This is a genomic window from Streptomyces sp. AMJ-169, assembly GCF_055597585.1.
The window spans coordinates 81,061-98,852 of the sequence record NZ_JBVLTJ010000011.1; the positions used below are offsets into that span (position 1 = coordinate 81,061).

Below are 17,792 nucleotides of genomic sequence, written 5' to 3' on the forward strand. Positions count from 1 at the left end.
AGGTCGGCGCCCGCGTGGTGGCTCACAGCTTCTCCTCCGAGGCCTGGACGAACACCGCGCCGTGACCGCTCAGTTCGAGCTGGAAGGCCTCGCCGGAGCCGCGGCCGACCATCTCGCGCCAGCCGAGCGCGGTGGAGAGCTTGTTGCGTACGTCGCCGTGGTGCGCGACGTAGGCCTGGGGGTCGACGTGGACCGGGCGCTGCGGGGTGATCGGGACCTCGAAGACACCGCCATGGGCCATCACGGCCACCGAGCCGTGCCCCTTCAGCGTGGTCGTGAACAGCCCCTGCCCGCTGACCTGGCCGCGGACCATGCCCATCACACCGCCCTGGGAGCCCATGAACATCGTCCCCTGCTGGAGCGTGCCCTCGAAGGCCAGGAGGCGGTCGGCCTCGACGTACAGGGTGTCCCCGGCGAGGTTGATGACCTGGACGTGATGGCCGCCGTGGCCGAACAGCACGGTGCCGCTGCCCTCGACCGTCATCAGCGGGGTGTCCTCGTTGGCCAGGCGGCGGCCGATCATCGACATCACGCCGCCCTGGCCGCCCTGGATGTTCGGCGTGAACGACACCTCGCCCCGGTAGGCGAGCATCGCGCCGCGCTGGGAGAACAGCCGCTGGCCGGGCATGACGGTCGCCTCGACCATCTTGGAGTTGATCTCGCGGAAGGCCATCAGACGTCCCCCGCGATCGTGTTCCGCTCGCTGGGCTGGACGTAGACCAGGCCGTCCCCCTCGAAGCGGATCTGGAAGGCCTCGCCGCCGCCCTCGCCGAGGAATGTGCGGAACGTCACACCGGACTGGAAGGTCTGGCGCAGGTTCCCCTGGTGCGCGATGTAGGCGCCGGGGTCGACGATCAGCGGGTACTGCTGGCTGACCCGCAGCACCACCGCCGGTCCGTCGGAGAGCAGCGCCGCCTGGCCGTGGCCCTCCACCGTCGTCGTGAACAGCCCGTTGCCCTGCGAGGCCCCGCGCAGGCCCGTGAACGTCGTACCCGTCCGCAGCGCCGCCTCGGTCGCCAGCAGATTGCTCGATTCCACGTACAGCTTGTCCCCCTGGAGTCGTACGAGGTTGATCTCGGAAGCCCGGTCCGCGAACCAGCAGGTGCCCTCGCCCTTCACCTCCATCACGGTCATCTGCTCACCGGTGATCCGCCGGGTCACCATCCCGCGCAGACCCTCTCCACCCCCCGTGAGCTTCTTGAACGTCATCCGTCCGTCGTACGCGACCATCGAGCCGTTCTTGGCCTTCACGGCATCCCCGGTCATGTCGACGGCCAGCACCTTGCTGTCTTGCAGTCGGAACATCGCCACGACGCCGAAGGTATCGGGCCCGCGGGTGGAGAGACCAGGGCTTTCGGGTGGAGACCTACCCTGAACGGACCCCTAGGGGACGCGTTTGTCACAATGGGAGAACGCTTGTGCGTGCATTCACAAATTCCCCCTTCGAAGGTGACCCGTGGACCTGAAGACAGCCTCCGCCCTCCGCCGCCTCCGCCTGGTCTCCGCCCCCGAGGCGGTCTCGTTCCTCCTGCTGCTCGTCTGCTCGGTGCTGAAGCGGACCACGGACTTCAACGCGGTGCCGGTCATGGGCATGATCCACGGCGTCCTGTTCGTCCTCTACGTGATCTTCTGGGCCGACGCCTGGAACCGCACCAAGTGGCCGCTGAAGACCGGCATCCTCTACTTCGTCCTCTCCGTCCTGCCCACCGGCGGCTTCTTCGCCGAGCGCAAGCTGCGCCGTGAGTCCGAGGACGCCGTCATCGCCGCCCGCGCCCGCCAGGAAGGCACGGTGAACGCATGATCGTCGCCTGCGGCGCCTTGCCTCACGGCTCGGCGCCGCGGGGGCCTAGCTATGCGCCGTGTATCCGCAGTTCGAGCAGATCCACATCACGCCCTTACCTTCCGGCAGGGGCTGCATCTGCGTGCCGCACTGAGGGCGTTCCAAGCGGCCAACCTCCTCTCGGCGCTAGGAGTGGATCGAGTAGCCGCATCCGCACGACCAGCGGACCAGCGGCCCGTCCGCCACGCCTGTCATGACCCGTCCGCAGCTGCGCGGGCACGTCAGATAGACCTGGCCCGACTTTTCGTCTCTGAGCGTCGACAGGTACGCGCTGCGAGTCGTCGTCTCCTGAGGCTTTTCGTCCATGCACCGGAGTGTGCCGTCCCCCTCAACGGCGCCGCAAATACTGCCGAACCGCCCGCTGCGCCACCGGCCCCAGCTGCTCCAACGCCCCCACCAGCAGCCCCAGTTGGTCCAGTGCGGCCAGTGCCGAGTCCGCGCTCTCCGGGTCCACCCCCTCGTACAGCTCAAGCCCTACGAAGGACGCGGCGACCGCGCGGGCGAGGCCCTTGGGGTCGGTGAACTCGCCGAAGGGGGTGGATGCCAGGACGCGGACCAGGACCTTCTCGATCTCCGTGATCCACAGGTCCAGGCCGGCCGCGGTCGCCGGGGCGAGGTTCGCGTGGGTCTGGGCGCCGGCCAGAAGCTGCCCCAGCCGCGTCACATTGCCGGCCTCCCGCTCCGTCGCGTGGATCTCCCGCCCCAGCGCGAGGAGTTCGGAGAGCGAGCCGACCTCCGCGAAGTCGTCCCGGTAGCGGGACACCGTCTGCTCCGCCCCGTACCGGCAGGCCGCCGCGAGGAGTTCGTCGACCGAGCCGAAGTGGTAGAAGACCAGCGCCTGGTTGACGCCGGCCGCCGCCGCGACCGACCGCGCCGAGACCTTGGCGATCCCCTGCTCGGTGAGCGTCCGCAGCGCCCCTTCCAGCAGCTTCACTCGGGTTTCCTGGGACGGGCTCATGTACGGGCTTCCTCTCGGTGCGAGCGCAGGTCAGGGCGTACCCCGCAGTGTCGTACATCCTCGTACGACGCCCTGAACGACCCCTCGTAGCCGAAGAGTTCGCCCACGTACCGGTTCGTCACGCGCACCCTGATCCGGAAGCGGCCCGAACTCTCGTCGAAGGACTCCCTCACCTCCGCTTCCCCGCCGAGGAGTTCGGGCACCCGGGTGTCCAACCAGCCCTCACGGAAGCGGTGTTCGCCCGAGCGGATCAGCAGGGAGCCGTCGGGTTCGGCGGTCAAGTGGAGTTCCGTCGCGAGGTGTTGGTGCGTGCCCAGGTAGTCGAGGACACGGTCGCCGGAAGGGGCCAGCACCATCTGCGCGTCGAAGCGGAACGAGCGGCCCGGGAAGGCGAACGTCCTGACGAAGCTGACCGTCTCCCGGCCGTACGCGTCCCGGTAGGGCACGTTCTCGATCACGAACGGGACGTCGCGGCCGGTGCGCGGGAGCAGGATGTTGCGGGTCGCGCCGAGGGCCAGGAACGGCTTCACGAACGCCGGACCGTGCCAGATCCGGTCCATCGCGCCCCGGCCGACGCAGGCTTCCCCGCTCGCCAGCCCCACCGAGAAACGCCGCCGCAGCTCCGGGTGGAGCCGGTCGAAGGACGCGCCCATCGCCGCCCGGAAGACCGACGTCACCGCAGCGCCCTCAGAGCCTGTCCGGCGGACCCTGCCCGCCCTGGCAGCCGGGGCGCCCGCATCCCCGCCGGAGGCCGCCGCAGGCAGCGCCGGGCCGCCGGGGTGCAGGCGAGCGGTGACTTGAAGAGCGCCAACCCCGCCGCCACCAGCAGGAGTTGAGGGAACACATAGACCACCGGCGGCGCGTACGCGGCCAGCGGGCCGAGCCCGAAGAACGTGCACACCAGCCCCAACACCAGCCCCCGGAAGGCGAGTTCGGCGATCCAGTTCCACCGCGCCCGCTCCGGCGTGATCCCCCGCTCCAGCCACAGCCGCAGCCGGTCGAAGGACCACGCCGTCGCCCAGCCCATCAGCGGGCGCAGCACCAGCCGGTCGGCACAACGTCCGAGCCGTCCCCAGCGCGGCTCGTAGTCGTACCCCGTGATGAACCGCACCCCGTCGCGCACCGGGACGTAACGCCAGTACCCCGAGCCCTCCTTGAGGAGGGACAGCGGATGCGGGGAGGCGAAGCGCAGCGCCGACGTCCTTGTGCCGTCGGGGCGTTGACGCTCGCCGGCCGCAACTCCCGTACCGGACACGGCCAGAAACGGCAGGACGCGTGTGGTGTACCGGAAGTGCTGCGGTTCGTCACGTGCGCGCGGGAGGTAGTCGATTCCGGTGAACCGTAGGTCCCAGCGCTGATGCCGCGCCGGGTCCTGCGTGTGGTCCCACAGCTCGTCCAGGTCGGCGTGAATACGCGCCTCTATATAGAGCCCCATCTGAATCCCCCAGGTCGGGACGGTGTTTGAGCGTCCGCTCAAATGCTCTGCGGCAGACGGTACACGTATTTGAGCGATCGCTCAACGCCGCTTCGAAGGCGGGAAGCCGGGCCCGCCGCTGCGGCTACGCTTCGCCGGGTTCACGCGAACTCCCGCACCACAGGCGGGCGTTCACACCGAACTGATGTCGACATATCCACGAGGGACCACGGGGGCGCATAGTGCTGGGGCTGTTCGGCAGGGCGGGGGCGGCGCTGATGCTGCTCGGGGCGCTGATGACGGGGGAGCGGGGGTCGTACGGGCAGGACAGCGCGGCCTCGGCGGCGGTGGCGGAGGCCGGGGCGGCGCGGGCGGCCTGTGTCGACACCGCGTACACGACCGCCGGGCACAAGGAGTACGGGACCTACCTCTGGCACATCGGGGACGGGCCGATGCCGGGCGGGCTCTCGCGGGGCGAGATGCGCAAGGTGGTCGAGGCGGCGATCGCCACGGTGACCTCGGCGCGCAACAAGTGCGGGCTCACCGACCGGACCGGGCTGTCCGCGCGGTTCCTGTCGCCGACCGACCGGGAGGCCGGGATCGACAGGAACGGGCGGTGCGTGAAGCGGGACGGGGTCAGCGTGTGGGACGCCGGCGAGCTGCCGCCCGACATGGTCGCCGTGACCTGCTCCTGGGCCGTGACCCCGCCCGGCGGCGGCCCCGGCGACCTGATCGAGGCCGACGTCCGCTTCAACACCCGCTACTACCGCTTCACCGACCGGCCCGGCGAGCACTGCGAGAACGCCTACGACATCCAGGCGGTCGCGACCCACGAGGCCGGGCACGTCTTCGGCCTCGGCCACGTCGGCGCCGGCCACGAGAACCTGACGATGTACACGAACTCCTTCGCCTGCTCGACGCGTGCGCGCACGCTGGGCAAGGGCGACGTGATGGGGCTGCGCGCGCTGTACCCGTAAGGGCTCTCCCGGAAGCCGCCTCGCGGCTCCGCGCCCGCAGGACTTCCGGAAGCCGCCCTCCCGGCCCGCGCCCGCCCCGAACCCCCGCCCCCGGCGGCCCCCTCACGACCCCGTTGGCCGAACCTCCCACCCGGCTGGCGGCACCCCGTTCGACACGCCTGGCATATGTCCCTTTTGGTGAGGTTATCGGCCCGTCACGTCCCGCCGCCGGCGGGGCCCCGGGTCTCGAACACTCCCCACTTCTTGGAGGGCGTTGTGCGGCCTGAGGGCTACGACTACGACACCCACAGCAGGCTGGCCGGTCCGCTGACGGAGCCGGCCGGAGCGTCGTACCGGGTGCAGTACATACCCCTGCTCTCGCGTGAGCCCCACCGAATACGCGCCGTCCTGCTGATGAGCCTGGCGCCGGTGCTGACCGGGCTGCTGCTCGTGTACCTGGTGTGGCCCACCCACTGGGTGGAGCGCGAGGGCGGCGACGAATGGCTGGTCGGCCTCGACATCACCATGCTCATAGCCATCGGCCTGATCGAGCTGTTCATGGTCGTCAACGTGGCCTCCGTCGCCCACGCGACCCTCGTCGCCCGCGACCCCGTCCCCGTCGTCCCCGAACCGGGCACCCGGGTCGCCTTCCTCACGACGTACGTCCCCGGCCGCGAGCCCCTCGCGATGGTCCGCGCGACCCTCGAAGGCGCCGTCCGCGTCCACCACAGCGGCCCCCTGGACGTCTGGCTCCTCGACGAGGGCGACGACGAGCAGGCCAAGGCGCTCTGCGCGGAGCTGGGGGTGCGGCACTTCACCCGGCACGGCGTCCCGGAGTGGAACCGGCCCAAGGGTGTCCACAAGGCCCGTACCAAGCACGGGAACTACAACGCGTGGATCGCGATGCACGGCGGCGGCTACGACTTCTTCGCCTCCGTCGACACCGACCACGTCCCGCACCCCGACTACCTGCACCGCATGATGGGGTACTTCCGCGACCCGGACGTCGCGTTCGTCGTCGGACCGCAGGTGTACGGCAACTACCACAACCCCGTCACCAAGGCCGCCGAGTCCCAGCAGTTCCTCTTCCACGCGCTGATCCAGCGGGCCGGCAACCGCTACCGGGCGCCGATGTTCGTCGGCACCAACAACGTCGTACGCATCGCGGCCGTCCGGCAGATCGGGGGGCTGTACGACTCGATCACCGAGGACATGGCCACCGGGTTCGAGCTGCACCGGCGGCGCAATCCGAAGACGGGACGGCACTGGCGGTCCGTCTATACGCCGGACGTGCTCGCGGTGGGGGAGGGGCCCGCTTCCTGGACCGACTTCTTCACGCAGCAGCTGCGGTGGTCGCGCGGGACGTACGAGACGCTGTTCAAGCAGTACTGGAAGGCGCCGTTCACGATGCCTCCGGGGCGGCTGTTCTCGTACACGATGATGCTCGTCTACTACCCGATGACGGCCGTCAACTGGCTGCTGGGCATTCTGAGTTGCGTCCTGTTCCTGTGGTTCGGGGCGTCGGGGACGCAGGTCTCCGCCTCGGTGTGGCTGATGCTGTACTCGGACGCCGCCGCGCTCCAGATCGGTCTTTATCTGTGGAACCGGCGGCACAACGTCTCCCCGCACGAACCCGAGGGGTCCGGGGGGCTCGCCGGGATGGCGATGTCCGCGCTGTCGGCGCCGATCTACCTCAAGTCCTTCGGGGAGGCGCTGCTGCGGCTGCCCAGCCGGTTCGTCGTCACTCCCAAGGGCGGCGACGCCAGCCCCGACCGGGTCCTCACCTTCCGCATCCACCTCTTCTGGGCGGCCGTCCTCATCGCGTCGCTCGTCGCCTCGGTCCGACTCGGCCACACCCACGCGGCGATGCGGACCTGGGCGGTCCTCGCGATCGTCATCTCCCTGGCGCCGGTGGCCATCTGGCTCGGCGGACTGGTCCACGCGCGCCGCGAGCCCGCCCGCCGGGAGCGGCAACTCCGTAAGCGCACCAGGGAGTTGGTGCAGGAGAGCGCGCCCGAGCCCGAGGCGAGCCTCGCCGCCCTTCCCGTCTCCGGCACCCCGACAGGAGGCAACTGATGGCCTTCCAGACCACCCCCCAGAAGACCAAGAAGACGGTGCTGGGCATCGGCGGGATCGTCGTCCTGGCCAGCCTCAACGCCCCGGCCGCGCTGGACTTCGTCGGCACCCAGTACCACGCCTACAAGATCGCCCAGCCCGAGTACCAGGCCAAGTACGGCAGTTGGGCCCAGCTCGACATCCCCGAGCAGTACCGCACCAACGCGATCCACGCGGCGCTGCTGCACACCGGGAAGGTCCTGATCGTCGCGGGCTCCGGCAACGAGCAGAAGAAGTTCGACGCCGGGTCCTTCGACACCGTCCTGTGGGACCCGAAGGCGAACACCTTCAAGAAGATCCCCACCCCCGACGACTTCTTCTGCTCCGGGCACGCCCAACTCCCCGACGGCCGGATGCTGGTGGCCGGCGGGACCGCCCGGTACGAACTCCTCGACGGGGAGGTCGAGAAGGCCGGCGGCGGGATGCGGGTGAAGAACGAGAACCCCGACAAGGCGATCGTCCTGAAGAAGGGCACCCGCTTCCGCTCGCCCGCCGGCGTCGAGTACGTCAGCCGCTTCGACGTCACCGTCCCCAAGGCGAAACGCGACTTCGACGTCACCTACAACAGCCGGGGCGTCATGCAGCCCTGGCAGACCAAGGTCACCGCCAGCGAGGTCCGCGTCTTCGTCGAGGCCACCGAGCCGGGCCCGATGTCCGCCACCGACAAGCAGGCCCAGTACGAGATCGTCGGCCTCACCGGCAAGGACGCGAGCAACACCTACGGGCTCAGCGAGAAGATCACCCTGGAGAAGCAGGACTTCCAGGGCATCCGCGCCGCCTACGAGTTCGACCCGGTGGCCGAGCGGTACATCCCCGTCGACCCGATGAAGAAGGCCCGCTGGTACCCGACCCTCGTCGGCCTCGACGACGGACGCGTCCTCGCGGTCTCCGGCCTCGACGACGTCGGCGTCATCGACCCCGGCGACAACGAGATCTACGACCCGAGGACCAAGAAGTGGACCCCGGGCCCCAAGCGCTACTTCCCGACCTACCCGGCGCTGTTCCTCACCAAGGGCGGCAAGCTCTTCTACCCCGCCTCCAACGCCGGTTACGGCCCCGCCGACAAGGGCCGCGAACCGGGCCTGTGGGACCTGAAGACCAACACCTTCGAGAAGGTCCCCGGCCTCAAGGACCCCGCACAGACGGAGACTTCGGCCTCCCTCCTGCTGCCCCCGGCGCAGGACCAGAAGGTGATGATCCTGGGCGGCGGCGGGGTCGGCGAGTCCAAGAAAGCCACCCCCCGCACCGCGGTGATCGACCTCAAGGAGGACAACCCCACGTTCAAGGACGGCCCCGACCTCCCGCAGGGCACGCGCTACCTGAACAGCGTGATCATGCCGGACGACACCGTCTTCACCTCCAACGGCTCCTCCGACTACCGGGGCCGCAGCGCCAGCAACATCCTCAAGGCCCAGTTCTACGACCCCAAGGCGAACACCTTCCGCGAGGCCGCCGACCCGGCGGTGGGCCGCAACTACCACTCCGAAGCCCTCCTGCTGCCCGACGGCAGGGTCGCGACCTTCGGCTCCGACCCCCTCTTCGACGACCGGCAGAACACCAAACTCGGCCACTTCGAACAGCGGATGGAGATCTTCACCCCGCCGCAGCTGCACAAGAACGCAGCCGACCGCCCGACCCTGGACGAGGGCCCGCAGCAGCTCCCGTCCGACCGCAGGCTCACCTACCGCACCCGGCACCCCGAACGCATCGTCTCGGCCCGCCTGATGCGCCCGAGCGCGGTCACCCACACCACGGACGTCGAACAGCGCTCCATCGCCCTCGGCCTGGAGAAACAGGGCAAGGCGGTGACCCTCCAGGTCCCCGACGACCCCGCGCTGGTCCCGCCCGGCTGGTACATGCTGTTCGTGACGGACGCGGCCGGCACCCCCTCGGAAGCCAAGTGGGTCCAGGTCAAGTGAGCCGCTACGCCTTGGAGTTGCGCGCCAGCTCCAAGGCGTACCGCGGCCACCACTGGCCCGCGTCCGGCCCTCCCTCGCACGTCCCGTCCGACTCCCCGGGCCGCTTGACCCACAGGTAGGCGTCCAGGGCCGGCGTGCCCGTCGCGGTCGTCGGACGGGTGCCGAGCGCGCGGCCCGGCGGGTTGCACCACACCCCCGGCTGCGGGCCGTTGCCGTTGCGGCTGGTGTCGACCACGAAGTGCTTGCCGCCCAGCTGTGCGGAAAGGCGCAGGCCGTACTCCTTGACCACGGCGTCCGGCTGGAAGTTGGAGACGTTCAGGGCGAACCCGTCGGCCGCCTCGACGCCCGCCCGCTTCAAGGGGGACACCAGCTTCTCCGGCTCGCGGATCCAGGACGGGTTGCCCGCGTCCAGGTACACCTTCGTGTGCGGCTGGAGCTTGAGGCGGGCGATCGCCTCGCCGAGCAACTGCTGCCGCTCGTCGTGATATTCACCCGGCGTACAGCCGTCCACGATGTGCGCCACCGCGTCCGGCTCCAGCACCACCAGCGCCTTCGCCTCCCCGATCGCCGCCGCGAACTTGCCGATCCACTCCCGGTAGGCCGCCGCGTCCCCCGCCCCGCCCGCCGAGTGCTGCCCGCAGTCGCGGTGCGGGATGTCGTACGCCACGAACAGCGCCGTACGGCCCTCGCGGGAGGCCGCGCGGGCGGCGGCCGAGACGCCGGGGCCCGGGTCGATCTCGCCGGCCGGCCACTGGGCCACCGGCTGGTCGGCGATCCTGCGCAGGAGTTCGGCGTCGGAGTGCCGGCCCTCCCGCTGCCACAGCTCGACCTGGCGCGCGGCGTTGCTGTCGGGGTCGACCCAGAACGGGGCGGCGGCGGGGGCGGGGGCCTCGGGCCTGGTCACCGAGGCCGCGTCGGTGCCGCCGGGCGGACCCGAGCAGCCGGCCCCGAGGGCGAGAGCGGCGAGCACACTGAGAATCCGGGCTGAACGAGTCATGCCGCTCCCTGCGACGGAGGACGATCGGTGTGACTCGTTGCATAACGCGAAAACCCGTGCCGAAGAAGGCGAATCGCCGTCACCGCGGGAAAACTCGCTCCGCCGCCCCCCGGCCCGAAAGGCGAGACGGTGCTGACCAAGATATGACCGGCGGGTACTGTCGGGACCGTGCCGAAGCCCCTCAGTCTCCCTTTCGACCCCATCGCCCGCGCCGACGAACTGTGGAAGCAGCGCTGGGGAAACGTGCCCGCGATGGCCGCGATCACGTCCGTCATGCGGGCCCAGCAGATCCTCCTCGCCGAGCTGGACGCGGTCGTCAAGCCGTACGAGCTGACGTTCGCGCGCTACGAGGCGCTGGTGCTGCTGACCTTCTCGAAGGCCGGCGAACTGCCGATGTCGAAGATCGGCGAGCGGCTGATGGTGCACCCGACGTCCGTCACCAACACCGTCGACCGGCTGGTCAAGTCGGGCCTGGTGGCCAAGCGCCCCAACCCCAACGACGGCCGCGGCACCCTGGCCAGCATCACCGCCAAGGGCCGCGACGCCGTCGACGCCGCCACCCGCGACCTCATGGCCATGGACTTCGGCATGAGCGCCTACGACGACGAGGAGTGCGTGGAGATCTTCGCCGCCCTGCGCCCGCTGCGGGTGGCGGCCGGAGACTTCGAGGACCAGTAGGCCCCGGCCGCCGGAGAACTCCTTCAGACCTTCGCCGGCACCGGCTCGCCCAGGATCAGCGGCTGCACCTCACGCGTCACCTTCCGCTCCACGAAGAACGCCGCCGTGGGGATCGTCCCCGCCAGCAGCATCCACGCCAGCTTGCCCAGCGGGAACTTCGCCTTGCTGCCGAGGTCGAAGGCGAAGACGAGGTAGATGACGTACAGCCAGCCGTGCGCGGTGCCCACGACCGACACGAAATCCCCGAATCCGTCGATCTTCAGCACCCACTTGCCGATCACGCCGATCGTCAGCAGTACGAGGAGAACGGCGGTGACGTAGGCCATCACCCGGTAACGGGTCAGGACGCTCTTTTTCATGCGATCGAGAGTAGCCGGTGCCCTATGCGAGGGTTCCGGCCAGCCCCGCTACTAGCAGCCGCGTGAACGCGCGCACCCACTCCTCGTCCGCCGGCTGCGCGCTGACCAGGGTGCGGTGCACGACCGTGCCCGCGACCATGTCGAAGATCAGGTCCGCCGTCCCGTCGCCGGCCGCCGCCGCGGGCAGCTCGCCGCGCTCCTGCGCCCGCGCCCGGCCCTCCAGGACCAGCCGCTTCTGCCGCTCCACGATCGAGGTGCGGATCCGCTCGCGCAGCCCGTCGTCGCGCAGGGACTCGGCGACGACGGCCATCAGCCCGCTCCTGGCCTCCGGCCGGTCCAGGATCGCCGCGAACTGGAGGACCACGCCCTCGATGTCGGCGGCCAGCGTCCCCGAGTCGGGCAGCCGCAGCTCGTCGAAGAGCTCCGCGACCGCGTCGACGACCAGTTCGTTCTTGCCCGCCCAGCGCCGGTACAGGGTGGTCTTCGCGACCCCGGCGCGCTGCGCGACGTCCCCCAACGTCAGCCCCGACCAGCCCAGTTCGACCAGCGCCGCCCGGGTCGCCGCCAGGATCGCCGCGTCCGCGGCGGCGCTGCGGGGGCGGCCGGGACGTCCGGCGGGGCTGCGGCTGTGCATCCCCCGACCCTAACGGGCGGCGGTTGTGGAGCAGTGAGGGAGATCACCGGGAGGGGCGGGACGGGAGGCACGCGGTGCCATTACGCTACGACTCGTAGCGAAAGCCCGCCCGTTGACCACGAGACGGGTGACCGCGAGGCGGGCGACCACAAGATTTCGGACCGCTTTTCATCGATGCGCGGGAACGGGGGAGGATAGACGCATGCAGCCACGGAACATGTCCATGAGCGGAGTCGTCGACCTCGCCGCGGTGAAGGCGGCCCAGGAGGCCAAGGCGAAGGCGGAGCAGGCGCGCGCCGAAACGGCCCGCCAGGGCGGGACGGGGGCCGTCGCCCCCGCCGACCTCGTCATCGACGTCGACGAGGCCGGCTTCGAGAGCCAGATCCTCCAGCGGTCCGCCGAGGTCGCCGTCGTCATCGACTTCTGGGCCGAGTGGTGTCAGCCCTGCAAGCAGCTGAGCCCGGTCCTGGAGCGGCTCGCGGTCGAGTACGACGGCAAGATCCTGCTCGCCAAGATCGACGTCGACGCCAACCAGATGCTGATGCAGCAGTTCGGCATCCAGGGCATCCCGGCCGTCTTCGCCGTCGTCGCCGGCCAGGCCCTGCCGCTCTTCCAGGGCGCCGCCCCCGAGGCCCAGATCCGCCAGGCCTTCGACCAGCTCGTCCAGGTCGCCGAGGAGCGGTTCGGGATCACCGGACTGAGCGTCGACCCCGACGCCGAGGCAGGCGGAGTCCCCGAGCCTGCCGCGCTCCCGGTGAGCCCGCACGAGGCGCTGCTGTCCGCCGCCGCGCAGGCGCTGGACGCCGGTGACATGGCCGGCGCGGTCCAGGCGTACAAGAACGTCCTCGCCGAGTCCCCGGCCGACGAGGAGGCCAAGCTGGGCCTCGCGCAGGCCGAGCTGCTCCAGCGGGTGCAGGGCCTCGACCCGCAGGGCGTGCGCCGCGACGCCGCCGAGCAGCCGGGCGACGCCGCCGCCCAACTCGCCGCCGCCGACCTGGACCTGGTGGGCGGTCACGTCGAGGACGCGTTCGGCCGGCTCATCGACACCGTCCGCCGCACGGCCGGCGCCGACCGGGAGTCCGTACGGCTGCGGCTGCTGGAGCTGTTCGAGGTGATCGGCCCGGACGACCCCCGTGTTTCGGCCGCCCGGCGGGCCCTGGCGCGCGCCCTGTTCTGACCGGGCCGTGACCAGTCGTTAAACCTCCGGCGCCCCGGTACCGGAGGGAAAGTTCTGCCGGAGGAGCACCCCTGCGGCCGTGCTTTACCAAATCTTGGTAATCGCGGCCGCTGTTACTGGAAGTAAGTCAGGGGCGTCGGCCTGTCGAGATCTGTCCGGCTGTCAAGCGATTTGTCCTGGGCAGTGATATCGCGCTGCGTCGCCGGTCGAGATCTCTGGGTCGTCGGACGGTTATCCGGCCGTTACTAGCCAGTAACGAACCCCCTTGTGCGGGCGGCGAGAATGCACCACGATCGGCGACGCTCGGTCCATTTCCCCGTTCCCCGGCAGCCGGCCGGGACACGGTGAACTCGTGGGTCCCCACCGGGCAGGAGCCGACGGCAGTGGCGCCGGTTCCTCGGACAGGGGGGTCTTCGCCCGTGCGGCGGAGCCTGTCCGGCAGGGCTGTGCGTGATGCGTGTCAGGCACGGCCGGTGGTAGTCGCTCGGGGGTGACCGCAGGCGGCCCCTCACGGGCGCAGGCGCTCCCCTACCCGAGGACGTAGCACTTCTCCCATCCCTGCACGGCCGGCCGCTTCTCGCGAGGGGCGGGCGCCCGGCGGGCGATGTACGTCCGAGAAGGAGGAAATATGGAGTCCCAGGTGCGTGGCGGGACCAGATGGAAGCGGTTCGCTGTGGTCATGGTGCCCAGCGTGGCCGCCACGGCATGTATAGGTGTCGCTCTCGCGCAGGGCGCGCTGGCGGCATCGTTCAGCGTCTCGGGCCAGTCGTTCAAGGTCACGGCCGATGAACTGCACGGCCAGGGTTTCTCGCAGTACGGCGCGATCGACAACGGCTACACCCTCACCGGTGAGAAGACAGGTCACCCGGTGGCGGTCTCGGCGTTCAAGAGCGCGACCATCAAGAGCCTGTGCCAGTCGGTGGTCACCCCGAACATCCCGCTGCTCGGCTCGGTCACCCTCACGCTGAAGGCGGGCCAGAGCGACGACGAGAAGCAGCAGGTCTCCGCGCAGAACCTGTACATCGACATCGCCGACCTGGAGACCACGGGCAGCGCGGTCTTCACCGGCATCGACATCGGCGTGGCCGCGGGCAACACCACCCCCGACAAGGGTGGCCAGGGCCCCGCGCTGCGGGACAAGGACCAGGTCAACCCCTACGGCTTCGCTCAGCAGGCGGAGAAGGCCGACCTGTACGGCGTGCGGCAGACGGCGTGGGCGACCACCGCCGGAACCTTCACGCTTCCGAAGCTGAAGATGAGTCTTCAGGTGGGTCCCGGCCACGAGTGCTATTAGGCATGACGGGGGCGGGCGGGGGGAGCGGTTCGGGCCCCCCGCCCGCCTTGCACCACCATCGCGTCACCGCTTCACATCACAGAAACGCCGCACCAGGGAGCTGTTTTCCATGAGCGCCGAGATCTCTGCCGCACCCGGCCAGTTCGCCCGCCGGAGGTCGCAGTTCCGGGCCTGGCGGGGCACGCGGCCGTTCTGGGCCGGCCTGTACGTCGCGCTCAGCGGCTTCCCGATCATGTACTTCCCCTACGCACACGTCCAGATCGGTCATCTGACGCTGGCCATGGCCACCACCGCGGGCGCCGGCTCCCTGATCATCGGGGTCCTGCTGGTCACCCTCGGGCTGAGCCTGTGGTTCCAGAAGCACATCCGCGTCTTCGCGGGCGTCGCCTCCATCCTGCTGGCCCTGGTCTCGCTGCCGGTGTCCAACTTCGGCGGCTTCGTCGTCGGCTTCCTGCTCGCGATGCTCGGCGGGGCGATGGCCGTGTCCTGGGCGGAGGGAAAGCCGCAGCCGCCGGCCCCGGCGGAAGAGGCGCGGGAGCGGCCGGCGGACGCGGTGGACGGGCGAGACGATCTGTCAGGAACGGGCCCGGCGAACGGGCCGAACGGGAGGCGCAGTGCCGACTGACGAGGACACCCCCGGGGGACACGCGGCCACGTTCCGGGAGAGAACCGGACCGCGCCACGCGGCTCCCAGAAAACCCCTGTTCGCGAGACTCCACATGCCGGCCGGCAAGGCCATAGCCCTGGCGGCGATGCCGACGGCCGTCATCATGGGCATGAGCTTCACCCCGACCCTCGCCCGCGCCGACGACCAGTCCTCCTCCAACAGCCTCACGGCGGAGGAGTACAAGGACTGCGTGGCGGCGATGGCGAAGGACGCGTCGAAGTCGCAGGTGCCTTCGCCTTCGGCGTCGCCCTCGACGGACTCCAAGGACTCCAAGGACTCCAAGGGCACTTCGGCCGCGAAGGAGACCGCGAAGGACAGCTCCTCCTCGGATTCAGGTTCCGAGGAGCAGAGCGGGACGTCGGACAAGGGCGGTACGAGCGCCTCGTCCCCGTCCCCGTCACCTTCGCCTTCGGAGAGCACGTCCCCGAGCCCGTCCCCGTCCCCCTCCGCGTCCCAGAAGGGCGTCCTGGAGACCATCGGGGACGCGCTGACGGACGTCTTCACGGGCGGCGGTTCGAAGACGGACGACTCCGGTACGACGACCCCGTCGGCGTCCCCGTCACCGTCCGCGTCGGAGAAGTCGACGTCGGACAAGTCGTCGTCCGAGAAGTCGGAGACGCCGAAGGACGAGCCGTCGCCGTCGGCATCGGGTGCCACCAAGGACCCGGCGGACACGAAGGACCCGGCCGAGGCGGACGCCTCCCCGAGCCCGAGCCCGACGCCTTCAGCGAGCGCGAGCGCGAGCGAGAGCACCAGCACCGACGACTGCCCCGTCGCCACCACGGACACCGGCTCCGGCATCGACAACAAGCTCCTCCTCCCCACCGACCCCTGGTTCCTGAACGCCAGTTCGCTGCTGCTGAAGGGCGCCGACTACCAGGGCGTGGTGAAGGTGAAGACGGCCGACGGCACGGTCAAGGAGGTCCTGAAGTACGTCATCTCCGACGGCACCGACATCGGCGACCTGCACCAGACGGTCATCGACAAGCGGGCCGGCAAGACGTACCACGTGCAGGGCGGCAAGGGGACGACGTCGACGATCCGCGACGGCCAGACCGTGATGTACACCGAGAGCATCTCGGGCAACCTCTTCGGCCTGATCCCGGTGACGTTCACCCCGAAGAGCCCGCCGCCGCTGAACATCCCCCTGATCTACTTCACCAACGTCAAGGTCCAGCAGGCCGGCCAGTTCGGCGGCACTTTGACGATCCCGCAGATGAGTCAGTACACGAGCTGACGCGCATAGACCACTCCGGGAGCCGCACAGACACCGAGGGCGCCCCCGCCGCTGAAGCGGGAGGGCGCCCTCGGTGTCTGCCGTACGTCAGTTGGCCGTGCCGCCCAGGTGGTGGACGCGGACCATGTTGGTCGTACCGGGGACGCCGGGGGGCGAGCCGGCGGTGATGACCAGGGTGTCACCGGGGTTGAAGCTGCCGAGCTTGGCGATCTCGGAGTCGACCATGTCGACCATCTCGTCGGTGCTGTTGACGAACGGCACCACGTGGGACTCGACGCCCCAGCTCAGGGTGAGCTGGTTACGGGTCGCCTCGTCGGTCGTGTACGCGACGATCGGCTGCGAGGCGCGGTAGCGGGAGAGGCGGCGGGCGGTGTCACCGGACTTGGTGAAGGCGACCAGGCCCTTGCCGCCGAGGAAGTCGGCGATCTCGCAGGCCGCGCGGGCGACCGAACCGCCCTGCGTACGCGGCTTCTTGCCGGGCACGAGCGGCTGGAGGCCCTTGCTCAGCAGCTCCTCCTCGGCCGCGGTGACGATCTTCGACATCGTCTTGACGGTCTCGATCGGGTAGGCGCCCACGCTGGACTCGGCGGAGAGCATGACCGCGTCGGCGCCGTCGAGGATCGCGTTGGCGACGTCGGACGCCTCGGCGCGGGTCGGCCGGGAGTTGGTGATCATCGACTCCATCATCTGGGTCGCGACGATCACCGGCTTGGCGTTGCGCCGGCACAGCTCGATCAGGCGCTTCTGCACCATGGGGACCTTCTCGAGCGGGTACTCGACGGCCAGGTCGCCGCGGGCGACCATGACACCGTCGAACGCCATCACGACGTCCTCCATGTTCTCCACCGCCTGCGGCTTCTCCACCTTGGCGATGACGGGGACCCGGCGCCCCTCCTCGTCCATCACGCGGTGGACGTCGGCCACGTCCTTGGCGTCGCGGACGAAGGACAGCGCGACCATGTCGCAGCCCATGCGCAGCGCGAACCGCAGGTCCTCGATGTCCTTCTCCGACAGCGCGGGCACGTTCACGGCCGCGCCGGGCAGGTTGATGCCCTTGTGGTCGGAGATGACACCGCCCTCGACGACCGTCGTACGCACCCGGAGGCCGTCCACGGAGAGGACCTTCAGCTCGACGTTGCCGTCGTTGATGAGGATCTGGTCGCCCGGCGCGACATCGCCCGGCAGGCCCTTGTACGTCGTACCGCAGATCGTCTTGTCGCCCGGGACGTCCTCGGCGGTGATGGTGAACTCGTCACCGCGCACCAGCTCGACGGGGCCCTCGGCGAAGGTCTCCAGGCGGATCTTGGGGCCCTGGAGGTCGGCGAGGACGCCGACGGCCCGGCCGGCCTCCTTGGCGGCGGCCCGGACCCGGTCGTACCGGCCCTGGTGCTCGGCGTGCGAGCCGTGGCTGAAGTTGAAGCGGGCCACGTTCATGCCGGCCTCGATCAGCGACACCAGCTGTTCGTGGGAGTCGACCGCGGGGCCGAGAGTACAGACGATTTTCGAACGGCGCATGGGGCGATCCTATCGGTTTGTTTCGCTGCGGA

General features: G+C 70.0%; 19 protein-coding genes. 9 read left to right on the forward strand and 10 right to left on the reverse strand.

Features of this window, described 5'->3' with window-relative positions; all coding sequences use genetic code 11:
• Window positions 1-22: 22 nt before the first annotated feature.
• On the reverse strand, window positions 23-673 hold the full coding sequence (locus tag ACYUD3_RS26015) for an AIM24 family protein (RefSeq protein WP_470974408.1): 651 nt from the start codon (window positions 671-673) through the stop codon (window positions 23-25).
• The gene (locus ACYUD3_RS26020) at window positions 673-1,305 is read right to left on the reverse strand and encodes an AIM24 family protein (protein WP_470974960.1); all 633 of its coding nucleotides are present in this window, start codon (window positions 1,303-1,305) and stop codon (window positions 673-675) included. Before ACYUD3_RS26020 ends, ACYUD3_RS26015 begins: the two co-directional genes overlap by 1 nt.
• 151 nt (window positions 1,306-1,456) lie before the next feature.
• On the opposite strand from ACYUD3_RS26020, the gene ACYUD3_RS26025 reads away from it, so the two are divergent.
• On the forward strand, window positions 1,457-1,801 hold the full coding sequence (locus tag ACYUD3_RS26025) for a DUF3817 domain-containing protein (RefSeq protein ID WP_470974410.1): 345 nt from the start codon (window positions 1,457-1,459) through the stop codon (window positions 1,799-1,801).
• A gap of 165 nt (window positions 1,802-1,966) precedes the next feature.
• Here ACYUD3_RS26025 and ACYUD3_RS26030 read toward each other — a convergent pair whose 3' ends face one another.
• Genes ACYUD3_RS26030 through ACYUD3_RS26045 form a run of 4 tightly spaced genes read right to left on the reverse strand, consistent with a single transcriptional unit; the run spans window position 1,967 to window position 4,233 of the window.
• Window positions 1,967-2,146, reverse strand: coding sequence for a hypothetical protein (locus ACYUD3_RS26030; protein ID WP_470974413.1), 180 nt, complete (start codon window positions 2,144-2,146; stop codon window positions 1,967-1,969).
• Window positions 2,147-2,168: 22 nt separating this feature from the next.
• Window positions 2,169-2,798 carry a TetR/AcrR family transcriptional regulator gene (locus ACYUD3_RS26035; RefSeq protein WP_470974416.1) on the reverse strand — a complete coding sequence of 210 codons (630 nt, stop codon included), beginning with the start codon at window positions 2,796-2,798 and terminating at the stop codon, window positions 2,169-2,171.
• Entirely contained in the window at window positions 2,795-3,475 is a 681-nt protein-coding gene (locus ACYUD3_RS26040) for a DUF4166 domain-containing protein (protein WP_470974419.1), read from the reverse strand. The genes ACYUD3_RS26035 and ACYUD3_RS26040 overlap by 4 nt, the downstream gene beginning before the upstream one ends.
• Window positions 3,472-4,233: a hypothetical protein gene (locus tag ACYUD3_RS26045; protein WP_470974962.1), complete on the reverse strand. Its 762-nt coding sequence runs from the start codon at window positions 4,231-4,233 to the stop codon at window positions 3,472-3,474. The genes ACYUD3_RS26040 and ACYUD3_RS26045 overlap by 4 nt, the downstream gene beginning before the upstream one ends.
• 221 nt (window positions 4,234-4,454) lie before the next feature.
• On the opposite strand from ACYUD3_RS26045, the gene ACYUD3_RS26050 reads away from it, so the two are divergent.
• The 3 genes from ACYUD3_RS26050 (at window position 4,455) to glxA (ending at window position 9,202) form a co-directional block, all read left to right on the forward strand.
• Window positions 4,455-5,189, forward strand: a complete 735-nt coding sequence (locus tag ACYUD3_RS26050; protein WP_470974421.1) for a matrixin family metalloprotease — start codon at window positions 4,455-4,457, stop codon at window positions 5,187-5,189.
• A gap of 255 nt (window positions 5,190-5,444) precedes the next feature.
• Window positions 5,445-7,244 (forward strand): glycosyltransferase family 2 protein, encoded by a 1,800-nt coding sequence (locus tag ACYUD3_RS26055; RefSeq protein WP_470974423.1) that lies wholly within the window; start codon window positions 5,445-5,447, stop codon window positions 7,242-7,244.
• Window positions 7,244-9,202, forward strand: coding sequence for a radical copper oxidase GlxA (gene glxA, locus ACYUD3_RS26060; protein WP_470974425.1), 1,959 nt, complete (start codon window positions 7,244-7,246; stop codon window positions 9,200-9,202). The genes ACYUD3_RS26055 and glxA overlap by 1 nt, the downstream gene beginning before the upstream one ends.
• 4 nt (window positions 9,203-9,206) lie before the next feature.
• Here glxA and ACYUD3_RS26065 read toward each other — a convergent pair whose 3' ends face one another.
• A complete protein-coding gene (locus ACYUD3_RS26065) occupies window positions 9,207-10,199 on the reverse strand; it encodes a glycoside hydrolase family 6 protein (RefSeq protein ID WP_470974427.1) in 993 nt (330 codons plus the stop codon).
• 168 nt (window positions 10,200-10,367) lie between these two features.
• Between ACYUD3_RS26065 and ACYUD3_RS26070 the strand changes: the two genes are divergently transcribed.
• On the forward strand, window positions 10,368-10,877 hold the full coding sequence (locus ACYUD3_RS26070) for a MarR family winged helix-turn-helix transcriptional regulator (protein ID WP_470974429.1): 510 nt from the start codon (window positions 10,368-10,370) through the stop codon (window positions 10,875-10,877).
• 23 nt (window positions 10,878-10,900) lie between these two features.
• Here the strand turns inward: ACYUD3_RS26070 and ACYUD3_RS26075 are convergent, their stop codons facing one another.
• Both ACYUD3_RS26075 and ACYUD3_RS26080 read right to left on the reverse strand, forming a co-directional pair.
• Window positions 10,901-11,236 carry a DUF3817 domain-containing protein gene (locus ACYUD3_RS26075; protein ID WP_470974431.1) on the reverse strand — a complete coding sequence of 112 codons (336 nt, stop codon included), beginning with the start codon at window positions 11,234-11,236 and terminating at the stop codon, window positions 10,901-10,903.
• A gap of 22 nt (window positions 11,237-11,258) precedes the next feature.
• Entirely contained in the window at window positions 11,259-11,870 is a 612-nt protein-coding gene (locus tag ACYUD3_RS26080; RefSeq protein ID WP_470974433.1) for a TetR/AcrR family transcriptional regulator, read from the reverse strand.
• Window positions 11,871-12,072: 202 nt separating this feature from the next.
• On the opposite strand from ACYUD3_RS26080, the gene ACYUD3_RS26085 reads away from it, so the two are divergent.
• From ACYUD3_RS26085 to ACYUD3_RS26100, 4 genes are all read left to right on the forward strand, one after another.
• Window positions 12,073-13,047: a tetratricopeptide repeat protein gene (locus ACYUD3_RS26085; protein ID WP_470974435.1), complete on the forward strand. Its 975-nt coding sequence runs from the start codon at window positions 12,073-12,075 to the stop codon at window positions 13,045-13,047.
• A gap of 628 nt (window positions 13,048-13,675) precedes the next feature.
• Window positions 13,676-14,341 (forward strand): DUF6230 family protein, encoded by a 666-nt coding sequence (locus tag ACYUD3_RS26090; protein WP_470974437.1) that lies wholly within the window; start codon window positions 13,676-13,678, stop codon window positions 14,339-14,341.
• Between the two features lie 109 nt (window positions 14,342-14,450).
• Window positions 14,451-14,966 (forward strand): DUF6114 domain-containing protein, encoded by a 516-nt coding sequence (locus tag ACYUD3_RS26095; protein ID WP_470974440.1) that lies wholly within the window; start codon window positions 14,451-14,453, stop codon window positions 14,964-14,966.
• Window positions 14,956-16,245: a hypothetical protein gene (locus tag ACYUD3_RS26100; protein WP_470974443.1), complete on the forward strand. Its 1,290-nt coding sequence runs from the start codon at window positions 14,956-14,958 to the stop codon at window positions 16,243-16,245. Before ACYUD3_RS26095 ends, ACYUD3_RS26100 begins: the two co-directional genes overlap by 11 nt.
• A gap of 87 nt (window positions 16,246-16,332) precedes the next feature.
• Here the strand turns inward: ACYUD3_RS26100 and pyk are convergent, their stop codons facing one another.
• Window positions 16,333-17,760: a pyruvate kinase gene (pyk, locus tag ACYUD3_RS26105; protein ID WP_470974445.1), complete on the reverse strand. Its 1,428-nt coding sequence runs from the start codon at window positions 17,758-17,760 to the stop codon at window positions 16,333-16,335.
• Window positions 17,761-17,792: the final 32 nt, after the last annotated feature.